The sequence below is a fragment of the Mycolicibacterium setense genome, assembly GCF_000805385.1.
Taxonomy (GTDB): domain Bacteria; phylum Actinomycetota; class Actinomycetes; order Mycobacteriales; family Mycobacteriaceae; genus Mycobacterium; species Mycobacterium setense.
This window is the reverse complement of record NZ_JTJW01000003.1, coordinates 67695-86595: the sequence shown is the minus strand read 5'-3', so window position 1 is coordinate 86595 and position 18901 is coordinate 67695. Positions and strand designations below refer to the sequence as shown.

The 18901-nt window shown below is 66.5% G+C and carries 19 protein-coding genes; 12 read left to right on the top strand and 7 right to left on the bottom strand.

All coding sequences use genetic code 11. The features are described 5' to 3' along the window. Positions 1–28 precede the first annotated feature (28 nt). The 3 genes from QQ25_RS01980 to QQ25_RS01970 are packed head-to-tail and all read left to right on the top strand — an operon-like array spanning position 29 to position 2509. A complete protein-coding gene (locus tag QQ25_RS01980) occupies positions 29–1303 on the top strand; it encodes an aromatic ring-hydroxylating oxygenase subunit alpha (RefSeq protein WP_039376872.1) in 1275 nt (424 codons plus the stop codon). Then, positions 1300–1635 carry a hypothetical protein gene (locus QQ25_RS01975; protein WP_039312779.1) on the top strand — a complete coding sequence of 112 codons (336 nt, stop codon included), beginning with the start codon at positions 1300–1302 and terminating at the stop codon, positions 1633–1635. Before QQ25_RS01980 ends, QQ25_RS01975 begins: the two co-directional genes overlap by 4 nt. A 28-nt stretch (positions 1636–1663) precedes the next feature. Next, complete coding sequence (locus QQ25_RS01970) at positions 1664–2509, top strand: TauD/TfdA dioxygenase family protein (protein WP_039376871.1); 846 nt, start codon at positions 1664–1666, stop codon at positions 2507–2509. Between the two features lie 10 nt (positions 2510–2519). Here the strand turns inward: QQ25_RS01970 and QQ25_RS01965 are convergent, their stop codons facing one another. Genes QQ25_RS01965 through QQ25_RS01955 form a run of 3 tightly spaced genes read right to left on the bottom strand, consistent with a single transcriptional unit; the run spans position 2520 to position 6715 of the window. Beyond that, on the bottom strand, positions 2520–4028 hold the full coding sequence (locus tag QQ25_RS01965; protein ID WP_039376869.1) for a GMC family oxidoreductase: 1509 nt from the start codon (positions 4026–4028) through the stop codon (positions 2520–2522). Between the two features lie 17 nt (positions 4029–4045). Next, positions 4046–5464: a WS/DGAT/MGAT family O-acyltransferase gene (locus tag QQ25_RS01960; RefSeq protein WP_039312770.1), complete on the bottom strand. Its 1419-nt coding sequence runs from the start codon at positions 5462–5464 to the stop codon at positions 4046–4048. Between the two features lie 27 nt (positions 5465–5491). Further along, entirely contained in the window at positions 5492–6715 is a 1224-nt protein-coding gene (locus QQ25_RS01955) for an alpha/beta hydrolase (protein ID WP_039312767.1), read from the bottom strand. Positions 6716–6838: 123 nt separating this feature from the next. On the opposite strand from QQ25_RS01955, the gene QQ25_RS01950 reads away from it, so the two are divergent. Next, positions 6839–9037: an acyl-CoA dehydrogenase family protein gene (locus QQ25_RS01950; protein ID WP_039376867.1), complete on the top strand. Its 2199-nt coding sequence runs from the start codon at positions 6839–6841 to the stop codon at positions 9035–9037. A gap of 33 nt (positions 9038–9070) precedes the next feature. Here the strand turns inward: QQ25_RS01950 and QQ25_RS01945 are convergent, their stop codons facing one another. Further along, on the bottom strand, positions 9071–9883 hold the full coding sequence (locus QQ25_RS01945) for an SDR family oxidoreductase (protein WP_052235634.1): 813 nt from the start codon (positions 9881–9883) through the stop codon (positions 9071–9073). Then, on the bottom strand, positions 9838–10656 hold the full coding sequence (locus QQ25_RS01940) for a MerR family transcriptional regulator (protein WP_039376865.1): 819 nt from the start codon (positions 10654–10656) through the stop codon (positions 9838–9840). Before QQ25_RS01940 ends, QQ25_RS01945 begins: the two co-directional genes overlap by 46 nt. Positions 10657–10752: 96 nt before the next feature. Between QQ25_RS01940 and QQ25_RS01935 the strand changes: the two genes are divergently transcribed. Then, on the top strand, positions 10753–11643 hold the full coding sequence (locus QQ25_RS01935) for an alpha/beta hydrolase (RefSeq protein ID WP_039312755.1): 891 nt from the start codon (positions 10753–10755) through the stop codon (positions 11641–11643). Here QQ25_RS01935 and QQ25_RS01930 read toward each other — a convergent pair. Together QQ25_RS01930 and QQ25_RS01925 are read right to left on the bottom strand one after the other, a co-directional pair. After that, a complete protein-coding gene (locus tag QQ25_RS01930; RefSeq protein ID WP_039312752.1) occupies positions 11623–11868 on the bottom strand; it encodes a hypothetical protein in 246 nt (81 codons plus the stop codon). The genes QQ25_RS01935 and QQ25_RS01930 overlap by 21 nt on opposite strands. Before the next feature lie 51 nt (positions 11869–11919). After that, the gene (locus QQ25_RS01925) at positions 11920–13455 is read right to left on the bottom strand and encodes an APC family permease (protein WP_039312750.1); all 1536 of its coding nucleotides are present in this window, start codon (positions 13453–13455) and stop codon (positions 11920–11922) included. Between the two features lie 183 nt (positions 13456–13638). Here QQ25_RS01925 and QQ25_RS01920 point away from each other — a divergent pair, with 183 nt between their 5' ends. Genes QQ25_RS01920 through QQ25_RS01890 form a run of 7 tightly spaced genes read left to right on the top strand, consistent with a single transcriptional unit; the run spans position 13639 to position 18887 of the window. Next, positions 13639–14946, top strand: coding sequence for a class-III pyridoxal-phosphate-dependent aminotransferase (locus tag QQ25_RS01920; RefSeq protein ID WP_039312747.1), 1308 nt, complete (start codon positions 13639–13641; stop codon positions 14944–14946). Further along, positions 14943–16508, top strand: a complete 1566-nt coding sequence (locus QQ25_RS01915; RefSeq protein WP_039376863.1) for an aldehyde dehydrogenase family protein — start codon at positions 14943–14945, stop codon at positions 16506–16508. Before QQ25_RS01920 ends, QQ25_RS01915 begins: the two co-directional genes overlap by 4 nt. Positions 16509–16512: 4 nt before the next feature. Next, on the top strand, positions 16513–17118 hold the full coding sequence (locus QQ25_RS01910; RefSeq protein ID WP_039312743.1) for a BMC domain-containing protein: 606 nt from the start codon (positions 16513–16515) through the stop codon (positions 17116–17118). A 31-nt stretch (positions 17119–17149) separates the two neighbouring features. Continuing rightward, positions 17150–17653 (top strand): hypothetical protein, encoded by a 504-nt coding sequence (locus QQ25_RS01905; RefSeq protein ID WP_101906376.1) that lies wholly within the window; start codon positions 17150–17152, stop codon positions 17651–17653. Next, entirely contained in the window at positions 17650–17925 is a 276-nt protein-coding gene (locus tag QQ25_RS01900; RefSeq protein WP_039312740.1) for a EutN/CcmL family microcompartment protein, read from the top strand. Before QQ25_RS01905 ends, QQ25_RS01900 begins: the two co-directional genes overlap by 4 nt. A gap of 12 nt (positions 17926–17937) precedes the next feature. Beyond that, the gene (locus QQ25_RS01895) at positions 17938–18219 is read left to right on the top strand and encodes a BMC domain-containing protein (protein WP_029106444.1); all 282 of its coding nucleotides are present in this window, start codon (positions 17938–17940) and stop codon (positions 18217–18219) included. A 2-nt stretch (positions 18220–18221) separates the two neighbouring features. Next, a complete protein-coding gene (locus QQ25_RS01890; RefSeq protein WP_039312737.1) occupies positions 18222–18887 on the top strand; it encodes a microcompartment protein in 666 nt (221 codons plus the stop codon). The last annotated feature ends 14 nt before the right edge of the window (positions 18888–18901 follow it).

Below are 18901 nucleotides of genomic sequence, written 5' to 3'. Positions count from 1 at the left end.
AAAACCCACTAGTCACACGGAGGTTCGCATGGCAACCAAGTGGCCCAAGCCGGCCGAGGGGTCCTGGACCGAGCACTATCCGGATCTGGGTACCGGGCCGATACCCTTCCGGGATTCGATCTCTCCCGAGTTCTACGCTCTGGAGCGGGAAGCTGTCTTCAAGCGGGCCTGGCTCAACATCAGCCGGGTGGAGGAGACTCCCGAGGTCGGGAGTTTCATCACCCGCCAAATCGAGGCCGCCGATGCATCGCTGCTCCTGGTCAAAGACCACGACGGCGGCATCCGGGCCTACCACAACATGTGCCGTAGACGTGGGCACCCCCTGGTACCGGCCGACTTCCGGGCCACCGAATTGCGCCGCGCCGATGGCGAATTCGAATGCCGGCACTGCGGATGGCGGTACGGCCTCGACGGGAAGCTGCTGTCACAGCCCGACGTCGACGACTTCCGCGGCCTGGATGCCGCCGACTACGGCCTGGTCCCGGTGCATTGCGATGTCTGGGCCGGCTTCGTGTTCGTCAACTTCGACCGCGAGCCACGCCAGACCCTGCGCGACTTCCTGGGTCCGATGGTCACCGCACTCGATGACTACCCGTTCGACAAACTCACCGAGCGCTACGACTGGGTGGCCCACAACAACAGCAACTGGAAGATCTTCGCCGACGCCTTCCAGGAGTACTACCACGTGCCGTCGCTGCACACCCAGCAGGTGCCACCGGAAGTGCGAGATCCCAACGCCGGCTTCACATGTGGACATTTCCAGCTCGACGGTCCGCACCGGCTCGTTTCGACGGCCGGCACGCGGCGCTGGCTCCTCGCTCCGGAGTACATGTACCCGATCGAGCGGGCCACCCAGAGCGGGCTCGTGGGTCCGTGGCGGACTCCCGACATCGGCGACCTACCGATGCAAGGACTCAACCCGGGAAACATCGAACCGTGGGGCATCAGCAACTTCCAGATCTTCCCCAACCTGGAGATCCTGATCTACGGCGGCTGGTACCTGCTGTACCGCTACTGGCCCACCTCGCACAACACCCACCGGTTCGAGGCGTTCACCTACTTCCACCCGGCCCGCACCGTGCGAGAGCGCATCGAACACGAGGTGGCCGCTGTGGTGCTCAAGGAGTTCGCCCTCCAGGACGCCGGCATGCTCGGCGGCACGCAGGCCGCGCTCGAGTACGACGTGATCGACGACTTCCCGCTCAACGATCAGGAGATCCTGGTGCGCCACCTGCACAAGGTGGCCGTCGACTGGGTCGATGCCTATCAGCGCGAACGCACGCCGGCAGGAGCGTCACGATGACGTCTGCCCGACTGCCCAGCGCATTCGCAGAGTTGGAGCCCTACGCCGAGATCTGGTGTCTGCCATCAGAAACCGAACGCTGGGACCAGCGCTTGGCCAGCACCATGCCCGAAATGCACCAGTTCTACGACGCCTTCTTCCCGCGGCTCGAAGAGGCGATCGAGTACTGCGACAAGTTTCCACTCGACGACGTTCCCGACGATGCGCTCAATCTGCTGCACATGATCTATTCGCTGATCATGGTCTCGATGTCGGTGGAGATCATGCACCACCCCGCCCCGATCGACGCCGCCGACGCAGTCATGATCCGCACCGGCGACCCACGGCCGTAACCGGCACCGAATACGAAAGGACACACCTATGAGTGTGTTGACCATCAACAAGCTGACCACATCGGTGGGCGCCGAGGTTGTCGGTGTCGACGCCGAACGACTGGGCACCGACGACGGCCTCGGGGCCGCCGTCTTGGACGCCCTGGAAGACAACGGCGTGCTGGTCTTCCACGGCCTGCAATTGAATCCCGAAGCCCAAGTGGCCTTCTCACAGCGGCTCGGCGAGATCGACCGCTCCGCGGACGGCCACCACCCGGTGTCGGGCATCTACCCGATCACCCTGGACAGAACGAAGAACAAGGCCGCCGAATATCTCAAGGCCACGTTCGACTGGCATATCGACGGCTGCACTCCCGTGCACGACGAATGCCCGCAGAAGGCGACCGTGCTGTCAGCCATCGAAGTCGCTGCCCGTGGTGGGGAGACGGAGTTCGCCAACGCCTATGCCGCCTACGACTCCCTGACCGAAGCCGAGAAGGAACGCTTCGGCACGCTGCGGGTGGTTCATTCCCTGGAAGCGTCGCAGCGGCGCGTCTACCCCGACCCGACACCGGAGCAACGGCAACGGTGGGCGGCGCGGCCGACGCACGAGAACCCGCTGGTATGGACCCACCGCAATGGCCGAAAGTCCTTGGTACTGGGCGCTTCGGCGGATTACATCGTCGGCATGGACCTCGACGAGGGGCGCGCACTGCTCGCCGAACTCCTCGCCCGCGCCACCACTCCGGACAAGGTGTACCGCCACAAGTGGTCCGTCGGCGACACCGTCATCTGGGACAACCAGGGCGTGCTACACCGCGCCGCACCGTATGAGCCCAACTCACCGCGCCACATGCTGCGCACCACGGTGCTCGGGGACGAGCCGATCCAATAGCCGGCTCGGCTCAGATGCGGTCCAGAATGAGATCTGCTGCGCGGTGGGCGATCATCATGGTGGGCGCATTGGTATTGCCCGATGTCAGTGTCGGCATGACCGACGCGTCCACCACGCGGAGCCCGTCGATGCCGTGGACCCGTAGCCGGGGATCGACAACCGACCCATCGTCGATACCCATGCGGCAGGTTCCCACGGCGTGGCCGATGCTCATCTCTCGCCGAGCCAGCCAGGCATGATCTTGCTCGCCGATGTTCTTGTACGCTCCCGCGATACCCCGCATCGCCTGGGATCCGTCGATGACGTCGCGGGCGAGCCTCATGCCCTTGAGCAGTCGACCGGTGTCATCACCATCGCCCAGTCGAGGAAACTCGATCTTGGCCTTCCCATCACATAGTCCGACCCGCCCGCGCGCTCGCGGGTGCATGAGGACCGTGTAGACGGTGAACCCGTCAACCCTTTCGACGTTCATCCGCCCGGTGCCTGTGTCGAGTTCGTAATGCATTGGGCTGACGGCGATCTGGAATTCCTCGGTGAAGATCTGGGCTTCGAACGGCGACATGGTGAGGATTCCGTCGCCACGGATGAGCAATGAGCCGATGCCCTTGAGCGCCCCGAGCGGGCCGAGGGTGTTCGCGGTGGGCACCTTCGATTCCCACCACTGGGTCCCCACCAGATGGTCCTGGAAGTTTGCGCCGACGCCCCCAAGATCCAGGGTGGCGCCCGACGGCCCGATGCCGGAGCGCAGCAACAGAGTCGGCGATCCGATGGCCCCCGCGCTCAAGATGACTTCCCTGCGGGCGCGCAGTCGGCGGCCATTGCATTCGATGCCGATGGCCCTGCCGTTCTCGATCACGATGCGTGACACCGCGGTCTTGGTGAACAGGCGCGGCCGTCGATCTCGCGGTAGGGGCCGTAGGAATGCGCGTGCCGAGGAGACCCTCAGGCCGCGGTGCTGATTGACCTGTGTTCGCGAGACACCCAGCTGGGAGCGACCGTTCTGGTCGGGGTTGACCCGGTGCCCGGCCTCGGCACCTGCCGCGAGGAACGCCTCGTTGACCGGGTTGCGGTGCGCGCACCACGACACGGGGATCGGGCCGGAGTCGCCGCGGTAGTCGTCGGCACCACCCACCCAGTTCTCGATTGCCTTGAAATGTGGCAGAACGTCGTCGTACGACCAGCCTTCACAACCGGCATCGGCCCACCCGTCGTAATCGGACGCACGTCCCCGTACATAGACCATGGCATTGATCGACCCACTACCACCGACGATGCGGCCGGCTGGGAACCCTTCGAGAGCGTCGCCCTTACTTGGATCAGGTGCGCACTGGTGTTTCCAGTTCGCCGTCATATACAGCGACGCGATCCCAGCCGGTATCCGAACGTCGGGCCGGCGATCGCTGCCGCCGGCCTCGATCAGCACCACATCGGCACCTTCCGACGCCAGCCGCGACGCCACGATCGATCCGGCCGAACCCGCACCGACGACGATGAAATCGGCAACATCGTTAGCTGACATGGCGGGCCTTCGACGCGCTACTGCGGCATCGCGGACTCGACCACGGTCAACTTCTCCGAAAGCCCTGCCACCCTTCGGATTTCGCGGAATTCTTCGAGCATGCAGTCGGTGACCTCATGAGGATCGTCGACCGTGGCATCGTCAGAGAGCACCGAGATGTTGAGCTGGTCGACATAGCTCCACACCGTGATGTTCAGCCCGCTGCCCGTGGTGATCGGGCCGACCGAGTAGATCTCGGTGACCGTGGCCCCGCCCACCTTGCCCCGTTCCCGCGGGCCCGGCACGTTGGAGATGTTGAGGTTGAGCACCTTGTTCTGACCGTCCTGGTGGGACAGCCATTTGAACATCGCCTCAATCGGGGCCGGCGGCATATATGCGGCCCAGCGCGCGATCAGTTCGGGACCGATGAGTTGATGGCTCTCCTTGGCCAGCGCGGCCGCGTCATGAGCTTGGCGCACCCGCTCGGCGGTATCGGCGACGTCGACCGGCAGCGCCACCAGCACGCCGCTGAACCGGTTGCCCGAGATGCGGTCCGGCGAGAAGTCGAAACTCATGGGCACCGAGGCCAGCAACGGATGGTCGGCCTTGCCGTCGTACTTGAGGGACAACTTGCGCAATGCCCCCGACGACATGGCCAGCACCACGTCGTTGATGGTGATGCCGAGTGCCTTGCTCGTTTCCTTGACGTCAGCCAAAGCCAGTGTGGCAGTGGCGAACAGACGTTTCTCGTCGAGGATATGGTTCATGAAGCTGGGCGGCGGGGTAAAGGGCCGGGTCAGCTCGGGCGACAGCTTGCGGCTGCTGCGCCGTACCCGACCGAAGCCCTTGGCCGTGTAGCGGACGGTCCCGGGCAACCGGCCGAGCTGACGCATGTGGTCGGCGAACGCCGAACGCACCAGTTCGGTCTTGCTGGGGGCAGGGTCGGTGGCATACGAGTCTTCGTCGCGCTGCGGGCCGTCACTCAAGTCCATCCCGCGGGCCAACAGATTCGCCGAGGCGACCCCGTCGGCCAGCGCGTGGTGGATCTTGCCGACCACGGCAATCCGCCCGTTGGCCAGACCTTCGACGAAGTACATCTCCCACAGCGGCCGGCTGCGGTCCAGGGCGGTACTGCCGATCTCGCCGATGGCCTCGTCGAGTTCGCGGCGCCCGCCCGGCGGGCGTACCCGCCACGGCCGCACGTGGTACTCCAGGTCGACGTCGCAGTTCTCCCGCCACATCGGGTGGTGGAACTTGAACGGGATGTCGACGAGCTGATAGCGGAACGGGTCCAGCTTGTGCAGCCGTCCGCGGATCACCTCGCGGAACTCGTCGATCCCGAATGTCCGGTCCCCCATGTCGTCGAGCGCGATCACCGCGATCTTCAACGTGTGCATGTGCACGTTGGGCGTCTCTGTATAAAGCAGGAACGCGTCCCACCCACTCAACCGCTTCACGGTGTCCCTCCCCAGGTGTGGAAACGTCTATATGACCGCTTTAGCCTCGTCCATCGCCCGGTTTCGGTGAATCTGGTTGAGGAACAAGCCGATTGCGGTGGCCATCGCCCCGGTTCTGGCCCCGTCGGTCATGTCGAAGGCGTGCCCGGCACCAGGCAGCTCGATGTAGCCGACCACTGCCCGCGACACGGCTTTGAGCTTGTCGACGAAACTGCGTGCCTGCGCCACCGGAATGACGGTGTCACCGGTGCCGTGAATGACCAGGAACGGCGGTGCCTCGGGATGGATCTGCGCCATCGGTGAGGCCTGCCGGTAGATCTCCGGATGGCGATCGATCCTGCGGCCCACCACAACCCGCTCGAGGAAGTCGACGAACCGGACCCGCTCCTCGGTCGAGCGGTCCTCCCAGTCGTAGCGGCCGTAGATGCCGACCACGGCGTCGACCGATGTATCGGCCCCGTCGGGCAGATCACCTTGCAGCTCCGGATCATTCGGGGTGAGACCGGCCAGCGCGGCCAGGTGACCACCGGCCGAACAGCCCGCAACGGCGACGAAATTGCGGTCGCCACCGAACTTGTCGACGTTGGCCCGCGCCCAGGCGATCGCGGCCTTGACGTCGGTGATGTGCCGCGGCCAGCGATGGTGCGGAGCCACCCGGTAGTCGATCGACAGACACACCCAGCCCTGCCGCGCCAGATGAGACAACAATGCGTAGCCCTGGAGGATCCGGCCGCCGTGTACCCAGGCTCCGCCGGGCACGAACAGCAGGACGGGCGCCGGTTCGGCGGGCAAATTCTTGGGCCGCCACACGTCGAGCAGCTGGGCCGGGTCGTCGCCGTAGCGCACCGAGGTCCGATACACGTCGCGCCGGTACTCAAGGGTGTGCCACAACGGCGGCAGGTTGTCCGGAGCCGGCCAGTCAATGGCCAGCTCGCCGGCGGGAACCACACCGCGCAGCCCGTCCTGCGCCACGGTGTTGGTCTGGGCCCGCTCGGCCTTGCGAAGCTCGCCGTTTTCCGGCGCGAGCCAGGACTTCGCCGACGCACTCACGAATTCGGGCAGGTGACGGAACCCCCACACCCCGATCGCAGCAATGGCGCCAAACGGTTCCAGGTGCTTACCCACGACTGGCAGCGAAGCCGATGCCACGCTCAGCGCCAGCATATGGTCGGCAGGCTTCGCGCGTAGCAACCATCTCGCCCTATCGGCGAGTGTCGGTGCGGGGTACCGGTTATCCGGTCGTGCCGTCATTGCGCGAGCCTACCCCGCAGCGGATTGGCGGACGGGACAACTTCGCCGAGTTGTTCACCCGGCGTCAAAATGTGACCTGCATCACGTCGACGTAACCACGCACTCCCGTTAGCTTCGCTAACCATGACTAAGTCCGCGTTGGCCATCACCGAAGAACACCAGGATCTCGCCGACGCTGCACTCGGGCAGTTCAACCGGCTCGGCAGCCGCGCAGCTGCCCGCGCCACGCTTGAGAATCCCGGCACCTACCCCGACGAGATCTGGTCCGCCTGCGCCGAACTCGGCTGGAACGGGCTGGCCATCTCCGAGGAGCACGGCGGTTCCGGTTTCGGCCTGCCCGAGCTTGCCGTCGTCGCCGAGGTGGCCGGCCGCGAACTGTCCCCCGGCCCATTCCTGCCGACCGTGTCGGCCTCGGTGGTCATCGACCGCTACGCCCCGGACGATGTTCGGGCCGAACTACTTCCAGGCCTCGCTGACGGCACGACCGTGGCAGCTCTCGGGCTCGCCGGCTCGGTGGCCATCGGCGCTGACGGTCTGGTCGGCGGGCAGGCGCGCGCCGTGCTGGGCGCACCCGACGCCCAGTTGCTCGTCCTGGCCGCCGGGGACGACATCGTCATCGTCGACGCCACGGCCGACGGGATCACCGTCACGGCACAAGATTCCCTCGACACGACACGCAGTATCGGCGCGGTGGATCTCCGGGCGGTGTCGGTCGACGAGAGCCGGATCCTGCGCGGTATCGCGCGGGCCGCCCGCACGGTGTTCCGCATCCTCGGCTCGGCGGAGGCGGTTGGCGTGTCATGGGCGGCACTCGACATGGCCGTCGAGTATGCGAAGGTGCGCGAGCAGTTCGGCCGCACCATCGGCACATTCCAGGCTGTCAAGCACCACGCGGCCAACATGCTCGTCGACGCCGAGCAGACCACCGCAGCGGTGTGGGACGCCGCGCGTGCCGACGACCTGGACGCCGCCCGATTTGCCGCCGCGGTGGCCGCGTCGCACGCGATCCGGTCGGTGATCTTCAACGCCGAGAACAACATTCAGCTGCACGGCGGCATCGCTTTCACCTGGGAGCACGACGCACACCTCTACCTGCGCCGCGCCCGCACCCTGGCCGCGGTGCTCGGTGACGGCGCCGATCCCCTGATCGACGTCGTCGACGGACAGCGCAGCGGGCAGGCACACGGAGCCTCCTTCTCACTCCCCGAAGAGGCCGAGCAGTACCGGAAGGATGCGCGCGACGCCGCGGCGGCCGTGCGCGCACTGCCCGAGGACAAGCGCCGCGACTATCTGGTGGACTCGGGCTATCTGGTGCCGCACTGGCCCAAGCCGTACGGCCGCGCCGCCGATGTGCTGGAGCAGCTGGTGATCGAGGAAGAGTTCGGCCCATCAGGCAGCAGCGAAGAGACCGGGGAATCGGCACAGATCGAGCGCGCCGACATGGGCATCACCGGCTGGGTGACCCTCACCATCGCTCAGGCCGGCACCGACGATCAGCGGGAGCGCTGGGTTGAGCCGGTGCTGCGCGGGCAGGTCATGTGGTGCCAGCTGTTCTCCGAGCCGGGAGCGGGTTCGGACGCCGCCGCGGTGCGTACCGCGGCCAAGAAGGTCGACGGCGGTTGGCGGGTCACCGGCCAGAAAGTGTGGACCAGCCTGGCTCAGCACTGCCAGTGGGGGCTGGCCACCGTGCGCACCGACCCTGACGCACCCAAGCACGCCGGGGTGACCATGATGGCGATCGACATGAAAGCCCCTGGGGTGACGGTGAATCCGCTACGCGGCCTGACCGGCGACGCCCACTTCAACGAGGTGTTCTTCGACGACGTGTTCGTCCCCGACGCGGATGTGGTGGGTGACGTCAACCGCGGCTGGCTGGTCGCCCGCGCCACCCTGGGCAACGAGCGCATCTCGATCGGTGGCGGTTCCGCGGCACCGACCGGATTCGACGCCGACGAGCTGGTGGCCCTGATCGACGCCGATCCCGACGGAGCACGCCACGTGCGCCGCGCCGGCGAGGTGATCGCCGTCGGGCACACGTTGCGGCTACTGAACCTGCGCCGGGTCAGCCGTGCCATCGCCGGCGCCGAGCCCGGCCCCGAGGGCAACGTCACCAAGCTGCTGGTGGCCGAGCATTCCCAGCATCTGACCGCGCTGGGCATGGACCTCGTGGGCTCGGCCGGAGTCACGGGCCAGACGCAGAAGCTGACCCGGGCCTATCTCGGCAACCGCGCCATGACCATCGCCGGCGGGACATCCGAGATCACCCGCAACACCATCGCCGAGCGCATCCTGGGCCTGCCCCGCGACCCGCTGCTGAAGTAGCGGCCGCGTGGCCGTAACTGCCACCGCGATCACCTACACCGTCGGCACCGTGCCGCCGTCGACCACCAGTTCGGCGCCCACGATGGAGGATGCGGCGTCGGACACCAGGAACCCGACCACCTCGGCGACTTCGGCAGGCTGGGCCGGCCTCCCCAGCGGGATGCCACCGAGCGCGGACATCACCGATTCGAGCGCCTCCGCGCGGGAGGTCTCGGCGGCTGCGGCGATGCGACCGATCAACGCCTCGGCTGCCGTGGTCTGAATGAAGCCCGGGGATACCGTGTTGACCCGAATACCTTTGGGCGCCATCTCATTTGCCAGGCCCTTGCTGTAGGCCCGTAGCCCTGCCTTGGCCGCCGCATACCCCAGGGTGGCGTCGTACAGCGGCATCCGGCTCTGAATCGACCCGATGTGCACCACCGCGCCCGAACCCGCTTCGATCATCATCGGCAGCAGCGCCCGGTCGAGCCGAACCGCCGCCAGCAGATTCAGGCTGAGCTCATCGGCCCAATCCTGATCGCTGAGTGCCGCGAACCCTCCGGATGGCGCCGCGGAGCCGCCCGCGGTGTGTACCAAGATCTCGGCACCACCGTTCCGGCGAACATGAGACGCCAGATCGGCTACATCGGTCACCGAGGTGAGGTCCGCGGCGACGAAATCGTCTGCTGCCACGGCTCCTTCACCATGGTGACGCGCCACTGCGGTCACGTGCGCACCGGCATGCCGCAGCCGAGCGACAATCGCGGCGCCCGCACCCTTGGTGCCACCGGTCACCACGGCGCGCCGCCCCTCGAGCCGGTTCACGCGTCGGCCCGAAAGACGGGCCAGCAGAGCATCGTCAGCCATTCTGCGGAATCATCGGTGTCCCAGAAGAACCGCTCGTAATACTCGCGCAACGGTCCTTCCACACTGATCTCCCGGCTGGTCGCGTATTCCCCGAGTGCGCTGTAGGCCAGGTCCACATCGTCATGCGACCCGCGGTGATTCACCACCGCGAGTTCGGCTGCCGGAATCATCTGCGGTGCGACCCGGCCGACCGGGTGGACTTCGCCTTCGACCGGGATGAACACAGTCGCGACGCCGCGATCACGTGCGAAGATGTCGAACCCGAACAACGCCCCTGGCGCTCCGGTCACGGTCAGTTCGGGTTCGCGCAGCACCGTGGCCCGTAGCTCGCCGACCGCACCCTGCCACCACGGCAGCAGCTCGTCGCGATCCACCGTCGCGGTGACGGCCGCAGCCGAGGCTGCCGCGACGCTGCGATAGTGGATCCGGGACGCTTCGTCCGGCCGCTGCAGGATCGCTCTCAGCGACTCGACAGCGCTGCGGGTCGCGGCAAGCTGGTCCTCCAATTGCTGGAGATGACCACCGATCAGTGCATTGCGGTCGGCCGGCGCAGCTGCCAGCACCGCGCGCACATCCGCGATCGGCATCCCGACCTGGCGGAGCCGACGCACCACTTGCGCCGTCGCCACCTGCTCGGCGGTGTAGTAGCGGTAACCGGAGGACGGGTCGATGTGGTCGGGTTCCAGCAATCCGACCTCGTGGTAATGGCGCAGCGTCTTGACCGGCAACTGTGTCATTCGGGAAAAGTCGCCGATCGACAATTCTGTAGTCACCGGCTCAGTCTGAACTCTCCCGTCGGGGGAGACTCAAGACCGTTCTACGGCCCCTGCCATCGGTGCCGCACGAGGCGAGGAGGTAGAACTGACGCTGTGACCTCCCGCACAGATTTCCATCCGGATCTCGAACGCATCGCGCGCTTCATCCCGCGGCAGCTGGTGAGCCGGCGCACGTTACCGCTGCTGCAGCGGCTGACGGTGCTGCAGAACCGGCAGACGCCCGCTGACGTCGAGGTGCTGACCTTGAGCTCCGGCGTCGGGGTGCGACTGTTCCGGCCGACCGGTGTCACCGAGCCGACGCCGGCCGTGTTGTGGATCCACGGCGGCGGCTATGTGCTGGGCAGCCCCGCGCAGGACGACGCCCTGTGCCGGCGCTTCGCCAGGGAACTGGGCGCCACGGTGGCTGCGGTCAAATACCGGCTGGCACCGCAGAATCCCTACCCGGCCGGGCTCGAGGACTGCTATGCCGCGCTGAAGTGGCTGGCGGCACTTCCCGCAGTCGATTCGTCGCGGGTGGCGGTGGCCGGTGCCAGCGCAGGCGGTGGGTTGGCCGCTGCGCTCGCCCTGCTGGCCCGCGACCGTGGCGAGGTTTCGCCGGCCGCGCAGGTTCTCGTCTACCCGATGCTCGACGACCGTTCGGTGGGCCCGGAGCTGGACAATCCCGGCCACCGGCTGTGGACCCAGGGCAGCAACAAGTTCGGCTGGTCGGCGTACCTGGGCGGAGCCGATCCGGCCGTCGCCGTCCCGGGACGACGTGTCGACCTGGCCGGACTGCCGCCGGCCTGGATCGGTGTCGGAACCCTGGATCTGTTCCACGACGAGGACATGGCCTACGCCGAGCGGCTGCGCGCCGCAGGCGTCGAATGCCAGGTGGAAGCGGTGTACGGGGCGTTCCACGGGTTCGACCAGATCGCGGCGAAAACACCTGTGGCCCAAGCCTTCATGGCCAGCCAGTTCGCCCACTTACGGGCAGCGTTCGCCTGATTCGCGCTGCTGCCGCAGATACCGGCAGGCCTGCCCCAGCAGTGACCGGTCGGCCGCCGAGAGCGTCCGGGCCCTGGGCACCTGACCGGCCACCGTCCTGGCGAACCGGACACGCAACTGCTCGGCGGTCATACCGAATTCGATCCATACGTCGTCCTCGCGTGGACCCCCATAGGGTGCCCACGCGAGGACGAATTTCAGCAGCACGCGTTCGAAGGAGTCCATCTACCGGCCGGGTAGGTGATCGGTCCCCGATGGCTTCGATTCGGAGCAGGTTCAGTCTCGAACAACGTTGTCCTCGAACACGATCCGGCCGATCAACTCGTAGCGGCGCGGATCGCGCAGCTTGAAGTAGGTGGCCATACCCGCGCCCAGGATGAAGATTCCCACCACGATCCACGGCGTCAGCTTGAACAGCAGGGTGCCGGACGCGGTGCCCGCGGCGGATTCTTTGTGTTCCCACAGCAGGTACACGACGTAGAGCATGCCGATGCCACCCAGGCCGGGGGCGACCAGTGTCTTGAACCAGTGCTTGGACACCGGGTGGTTCTTGCGGATGTGGAAGTAGCTGATCACCGAGAAGGCGCACAGCGACTGCACGATCAGAATCGCCATGGTGCCCAGGATCGCCAGCAGCGTGTACATGTGCACATACGGATCCAACCCGGCGAGCAGGAAGGCCAGGATGATCACCAGGGTGATCGCGCTCTGCACGAACGAGGCGATGTGCGGCGAGCCGTGCGTGGGATGTGTTGCGCCGATGGTCTTCTGCAGGCCCTTCGACAGCCCTTCCCGGCCCAGCGCGTACAGGTAGCGCGACGCACAGTTGTGGAACGCCATGCCGCAGGCGAACGACCCGGTGACCAGCAGGATGTTGAACACCGTGATCGCCCACTCGCCGTAGGTGCTACGCACCGGGCCGAAGAAGATCTCCGATGACGTGGCGGAATCCTGCGCGAGTTCCACGGCACGCTGCGGACCGGTGCCCGCGATCGCCATCCAGGACACGAACACGTAGAACGCGCCGACGCCCAGCACACTCAACATGGTGGCGCGCGGAATGATCTTCTTGGGGTTACGCGACTCCTCGCCGTACATCGCGGTCGATTCGAAACCCACCCAGGACCAGAAGGCGAAGAACAGACCCAATCCGGCACTGGCACCGGCGATTCCGGCGGCAGGAGAGAACGCGCCGATGGGGTTGATGGTCTCGGCGACCGCGAAGCCCTGCGGCCCGCCGCCCTTGACCAGCACCGCCAGCGCACCGAGCGCGAGCATGACGATCTCGGTCACCAGGAACACGCCGAGGACCTTGGCGGTCAGGTTGACGTCGAAGTAGGTCAGGACCGCGTTGACCGTCAGCATCAGCAGCGCCGGGATTATCCAGTGGATGTGCATGCCCAGCTGGGACTGCATCAAGTTCTGGAAGAAGAACGAGAAGATCCCGATCAGGGAAGCCTCGAACACCACATAGGCCATGGTGATCAGACCGCCGCTGGCCATCCCGACGATGCGGCCGAGGCCGTGGGAGATGTAGCCGTAGAAGGCTCCGGTGGTGGTGATGTGCTTGGCCATCGTCGCGTAGCCGACGGCGAACAGTCCGAGGACCACGGTCGCCACGATGTAGCCGGCCGGTGCATGTGAACCATTTCCGAAGCCAACAGCGATCGGGACGTTGCCGACCATTGCCGTGATCGGAGCGGCGGTCGCCACCGCCATGAAAATGACGCCGACGGTGCCGACGGCGTTGCGTTTCAGTCGTTGGACATCGTGAGCTGCGTCTTCACTCCCAGCGACAGCTTGATCGGTCATCTAGGGGGTACCTTCCAGGTAACAATGGGACGCCCGCTGTGGCCTGTGCCACAGTTGGGACCTACGTATATTGGCACTACCAAAATCAGTTGGCAAGCACTTCCCGCAACCATTGACATAAATGGTTGCGACCGTTTACGGTGAGGCCCATCACAGCTACCGCATAGCTGAAGAGGGAGCCGCATGTACGACTACGGCACGTTCACGTTCGATTCCAAAGCCCAGGTGCTGGAGCGAGCCAAGACGTTCTGGAATCCAGACAAGACACAGTTCTGGACGGACTCGGGTGTCGATCTGGTGATCGACCGCCGCGAGGGTTATTTCTTGTGGGACATGGGCGGACGCCGCCTGATCGACATGCACCTCAACGGGGGGACCTACAACCTGGGTCATCGCAATCCCGAAGTGATGCAGGCGATCACCGAAGGCATGGCGCACTTCGACGTCGGCAACCACCACTTCCCGTCGGTGGCCCGCACCGCACTGGCGCAGCGGCTGGTCGAGACGGCGCCGGCCTCGATCAAGAAGGTCGCGTTCGGCTCCGGCGGCGGGGAGGCCATCGACATCGCGCTCAAGAGCGCCCGCCACGCCACCCAGCGCCGCAAGATCGTCTCGATCGTCAAGGCCTACCACGGCCACACCGGTCTGGCGGTGGCCACGGGCGACGACCGGTTCGCCAAGTTCTTCCTGGCCGACCAGCCCGACGAGTTCCTCCAGGTGCCGTTCAACGACATCGACGCGATGGAACGGGTGCTGGCCTCCGGCGATATCGCCGCGGTCATCATGGAGACCATCCCGGCGACGTACGGATTCCCGCTCCCCGCACCGGGTTACCTCGAGGCGGTCAAGGCCGCTGCCGAGAAGCACGGCACGCTCTACATCGCCGACGAGGTGCAGACCGGGCTGATGCGTACCGGTGAACTGTGGGCGATCACCAAGCACGGCATCGAACCCGACATCCTGGTCACCGGCAAGGGCTTGTCCGGCGGCATGTACCCGATCACCGCCGCCCTACTCGGTGACCGCGCCGCGCAATGGCTCGACCAGGACGGATTCGGCCACATCTCGACATTCGGTGGTGCCGAGCTCGGATGCGTCGCCGCCATCAAGACCCTGGAGATCTGCACCCGCCCCGAAGTGCGCTCGATGGTGCACTACATCGCCGACATCTTCGACCACGGGCTGCAACGCATTCAGGCCGACAATCCGGACTGGTTCGTCGGGATCCGGCAGAACGGCGTCGTGATCGGGCTGGAGTTCGACCATCCCGAGGGCGCGAAGTTCGTCATGCGTGAGCTCTACGAGAACGGGGTGTGGGCGATCTTCTCGACCCTGGATCCCCGTGTGCTGCAGTTCAAACCCGGCCTGCTGCTGTCGCGTGAGTTGTGCGAGGACGTCCTGGACCGCCTCGCCGTCGCCGTCGGCCGAGCTTGCGAGGCCGCGAGAGGGCCCGGGCGCCGGTCGAACCCGAAGGGACGTAAAGCATCATGACCAGTACCGCACAGGCCGGCCACATGCTGGAACGTGCCCGTTGGGCCGCCGGCGCGTACGCCGACTATGACCGAGCCGCAGTGTCGGAGATCGTCAACGCGGTGGCCGACGCCGCCTACACCGCAGCCGAACGGTTCGCCGCCGAAGCAGTCGCCGAGACCGGGATGGGTGTGGTGGCAGACAAGGTCACCAAGAACCGGGCCTGCTCGCGCGGCATCGTCGATTACTACGCTCGGGGCGAATCCGCAGGAGATTACGTGTCGCCGCGGGTCGACGAGGCCCGCAAGATCGTCGAACTGCCACGCCCGGCCGGGGTGGTGCTGGCTCTGACGCCGACGACGAATCCCGTTGCCACCGTGTACTTCAAGGTCCTGCTGTCGTTGATGACCCGCAACGCCGTCGTCGTCGCCCCGCACCCACGGGCCAAGCGGTGCTCGGCCGATGCGGCCCGGCTGCTGGCCCAGGCCGCGGTGGCGGCCGGCGCACCGGACGGCATCATCCAGGTGGTCGAGGAACCGTCCATCCCATTGGTACAGACCCTGATGGCCGACGAGCGCACCGATGTCATCGTGGCGACCGGCGGCACCGGCGTCGTGCGGGCGGCGTACTCGTCGGGCAACCCCGCCCTCGGAGTGGGCCCCGGCAATGTTCCGGTGTTCGTCGAGGCCAGCGCCGACATCGACGCCGCGGCCAAGCGCATCGTGGACAGCAAGGCCTTCGACAACTCGGTGCTGTGCACCAATGAATCCGTCCTGATCGCCGAGGACGTGATCGCCGGCAAGCTTTCGGGTGCGCTGACCCGCGCCGGCGCGCACATCCTCGACGAGGACGGCGCACGGCGGCTGCGCGCCTACATGTTCGCCGACGGGCACCTCAACACCGACGTGGTGGGCCGTGACGCCGCCTGGATCGCAGGGCAGGCGGGCCTGCGGGTCACCCCCAAGACCCGAGTGTTGATCGCGCCGTTCGACGACGTGATCAGCGAGGAGATGCTGGCCCACGAGAAGCTGTCCCCGGTTCTCGGCATGACGACCGCCGCCGACGCCGCACGCGGAATCCGTGCGGCCCGGGCGGTGGTGCGGATCGGCGGAGCCGGGCATTCGGCTGCTATCCACAGCGAAAACCCTTCGGTCATCACCGATTTCGCGGCCCAGGTACCGGTGCTGCGGGTTTCGGTCAACGTCGGCAACAGCACCGGCAGCTCCGGACTGGACACCAACCTGGCGCCCTCGATGACCATCGGCACCGGTTTCGTCGGTCGCAGCTCGATCGGGGAGAACCTGCAACCGCAGAACCTGATCAACTGGGCCCGCATCGCTTACAACAGCGATTCGGGCGTGCCCATGGGCAACTTCGCGGGGATCAACCCGTGGCACTCGCCGGCCGGACCGGTGCCGGAATATCCGCGCGCCTCCAACGACCGCAACGGAATCGCTTCCGGGGCCAGGCCTGCTCCGCGCTCGCCGGGCGCGGCCCGCACGACCGACCTGGGACTCGACGCGCTGCGCGCGGAACTACGCGCACTGGTGGCCGAAGAACTCGCACAACTGATCAAGAGGTAGGGCTGTGGCTGAACTTCGTTCTTTCATCTTCATCGACCGGCTGCAACCGCAGACCATGTCGTACCTGGGCACCTGGATCAAGGGTGCTCTTCCCCGGGCCAACCAGGCCGCCCAGATCATCGAGGTGGCTCCCGGCCTGGACATCGAGGGCGTTACCGATGTCGCTCTCAAGCATGCCGAGGTCAAAGCCGGAATCCTGGTGGTAGAGCGCCAATTCGGCTACCTGGAGTTCCACGGCGAGACCGGTGCGGTCAAGGCCGCCGCCGACGCCGCACTGGATGAGCTCGGTGGCGACACCGGAAGCGCGGTACAGCCGAACGTGCTGGCCTCGCGCATCATCTCCAGCGTCGACCATCAGCACGCATTCCTGATCAACCGCAACAAGATCGGGTCCATGGTGCTGGCAGGCGAATCCCTGTTCGTGCTCGAGGTGGCCCCCGCCTCCTACGCGATCCTTGCCACCAACGAGGCCGAGAAGGCCGCCGACATCAAGGTGGTCGACTTCCGCATGATCGGCGCCACGGGCCGCGTCTACCTGTCCGGAACCGAAGCCGACGTTCGAACCGCAGCCGAGGCGGCCCGGGACGCGTTGGCGAGGGCCACAGCGTGAATGGCCAGCGAGGAGCGAAGGCGGATCGCGCATGGACATGAGCCGTGACGAGCTCCGCGCCCTCGTGCGCGAAGTGGTGCGGGAGGCGGTCCGGGACGCCCGCGCCGCCGCCAAGACCCCGGGGCCGGTGGCTGTCCCCCCACCACCGGCCCCGGCTCCGCCGACGGTCGCCGACCAGTTCGGTGTGCAACCCACCGGGCCTCGTGCCGTCGACAGCAAGAACCGCACCGAGACCGTGCAGTTGTCCAACGACCGAGACCTCGACAGCTTTGTGCGAAAGCTGTTGCGGCTCTTCGAAAGCCCCAAAACCCGTGCTGATCTCAAGGCCGGCCGGCTCAGCTTCCGGCTGGCGGGATCCAATCGGACGTCCGGCGGCGGTGCCAGCCGGCGCATCGAAACCGGCGCGGTCACCGAACGCCACATCGCCGACATGACCGGCGGCACGCTCGTGCTCGGTCGCAAGGCGGTGCTCACCCCGCTGGCTCGAGAAAAGGCCCGCAGTCTGGGGATCACGATTGAGAAGGAGCGCAAATGATATCTGCGACCGTGACCGGCAACGTGTGGTCGACCCGCCGGATCGACGGCATCCCCGCCGGTGCGTTCCTCGAGGTCGAGATCGACGGCACCGGATCGAAGCTGATCGCCTTTGACGTGCTCGGCAGCGGTGTGGGCGAGCGGGTCCTGGTCGCCCAGGGCTCCGTGGCCTCGGGCTGGTTCACCGGCACCCCGCCCCCGGTCGACGCCCTCATCATCGGATCCATCGACACCGGCACAGACACAAACCCATCCGGCATTTCCAACAAATAAGGAGAAACACCCATGTCCAGCAACGCAATCGGACTGATCGAGACCAAGGGCTACGTAGCTGCGCTGGCCGCCGCCGACGCCATGGTGAAGGCCGCCAACGTCACCATCACCGATCGCCAGCAGGTCGGCGACGGACTGGTCGCCGTGATCGTCACCGGCGAGGTGGGTGCCGTCAAGGCCGCCACCGAGGCCGGCGCCGAGACCGCCTCGCAGGTAGGCGAACTGGTGAGCGTGCACGTCATCCCGCGTCCGCACAACGAGCTCGGCGCGCACTTCGCGGTCGCCGGCAAGTAGCAATGCCGACCAAAGCGGAGGAGAGCACGCGGATTCGCACCCAGATCCGCGTCTACCTGTTGGTGGAGGACCTGCAGCGCCAGTTCGCCGCCTACCTCGGAACACCGACCCGGGCCCGGGGTTACCCACCGTACGAAGGTGAGCACGCTCTGATCGTCGAGGTGTCCCCCGCCTTGGCGATCGAGCGGGTCATCGACCTGGCCCTGCGTGAGGTTCCGGGTATCCAGCCCGGAATCCTGTACGTCGAACGGCAATTCGGCGTGCTGGAGATCCACTCTGCCAATCTGGAGGACGTCCGGCGGGCCGGCGAGGCGATCCTGGCCGGCACCGGCAACAAGGCCTCCGACCAGCTGCGGCCACAGGTGCTCTACCACGACATCATCGAGAACATCACCGATCAGCACGCGGTGATCCTCAACCGCAATCGCCAGGCGTCGATGATCCTGCCCGGGCAGTCTCTGCTGGTGTACGAGATGACCCCGGCGTTGTTCGCGGCCGTCGCGGCCAACGAGGCGGAGCGGGCCGCACCTGGGCTTACTGTGGTCGACGTGCAGATGATCGGCGCCGCTGGGAGGCTCTACATCGGCGGCAGCACCGCCGACGTCACGGTGGCGCGGGACCGGATCACGGTTGTGCTCGATGGCATCGAAGGACGGAGCCACCAATGAGCACTTGCGCGAAG

Coding starts and splice junctions, on each gene's coding strand:
- QQ25_RS01945 (WP_052235634.1), bottom strand. CDS start 9,883: ATGGCTGACGATGCTCTGCTGGCCCGTCTTTCGGGCCGACGCGTGAAC.
- QQ25_RS01950 (WP_039376867.1), top strand. CDS start 6,839: ATGACTAAGTCCGCGTTGGCCATCACCGAAGAACACCAGGATCTCGCC.
- QQ25_RS01970 (WP_039376871.1), top strand. CDS start 1,664: ATGAGTGTGTTGACCATCAACAAGCTGACCACATCGGTGGGCGCCGAG.
- QQ25_RS01965 (WP_039376869.1), bottom strand. CDS start 4,028: ATGTCAGCTAACGATGTTGCCGATTTCATCGTCGTCGGTGCGGGTTCG.
- QQ25_RS01930 (WP_039312752.1), bottom strand. CDS start 11,868: ATGGACTCCTTCGAACGCGTGCTGCTGAAATTCGTCCTCGCGTGGGCA.
- QQ25_RS01895 (WP_029106444.1), top strand. CDS start 17,938: ATGTCCAGCAACGCAATCGGACTGATCGAGACCAAGGGCTACGTAGCT.
- QQ25_RS01915 (WP_039376863.1), top strand. CDS start 14,943: ATGACCAGTACCGCACAGGCCGGCCACATGCTGGAACGTGCCCGTTGG.
- QQ25_RS01975 (WP_039312779.1), top strand. CDS start 1,300: ATGACGTCTGCCCGACTGCCCAGCGCATTCGCAGAGTTGGAGCCCTAC.
- QQ25_RS01955 (WP_039312767.1), bottom strand. CDS start 6,715: ATGACGGCACGACCGGATAACCGGTACCCCGCACCGACACTCGCCGAT.
- QQ25_RS01900 (WP_039312740.1), top strand. CDS start 17,650: ATGATATCTGCGACCGTGACCGGCAACGTGTGGTCGACCCGCCGGATC.
- QQ25_RS01905 (WP_101906376.1), top strand. CDS start 17,150: ATGGACATGAGCCGTGACGAGCTCCGCGCCCTCGTGCGCGAAGTGGTG.
- QQ25_RS01890 (WP_039312737.1), top strand. CDS start 18,222: ATGCCGACCAAAGCGGAGGAGAGCACGCGGATTCGCACCCAGATCCGC.
- QQ25_RS01925 (WP_039312750.1), bottom strand. CDS start 13,455: ATGACCGATCAAGCTGTCGCTGGGAGTGAAGACGCAGCTCACGATGTC.
- QQ25_RS01920 (WP_039312747.1), top strand. CDS start 13,639: ATGTACGACTACGGCACGTTCACGTTCGATTCCAAAGCCCAGGTGCTG.
- QQ25_RS01980 (WP_039376872.1), top strand. CDS start 29: ATGGCAACCAAGTGGCCCAAGCCGGCCGAGGGGTCCTGGACCGAGCAC.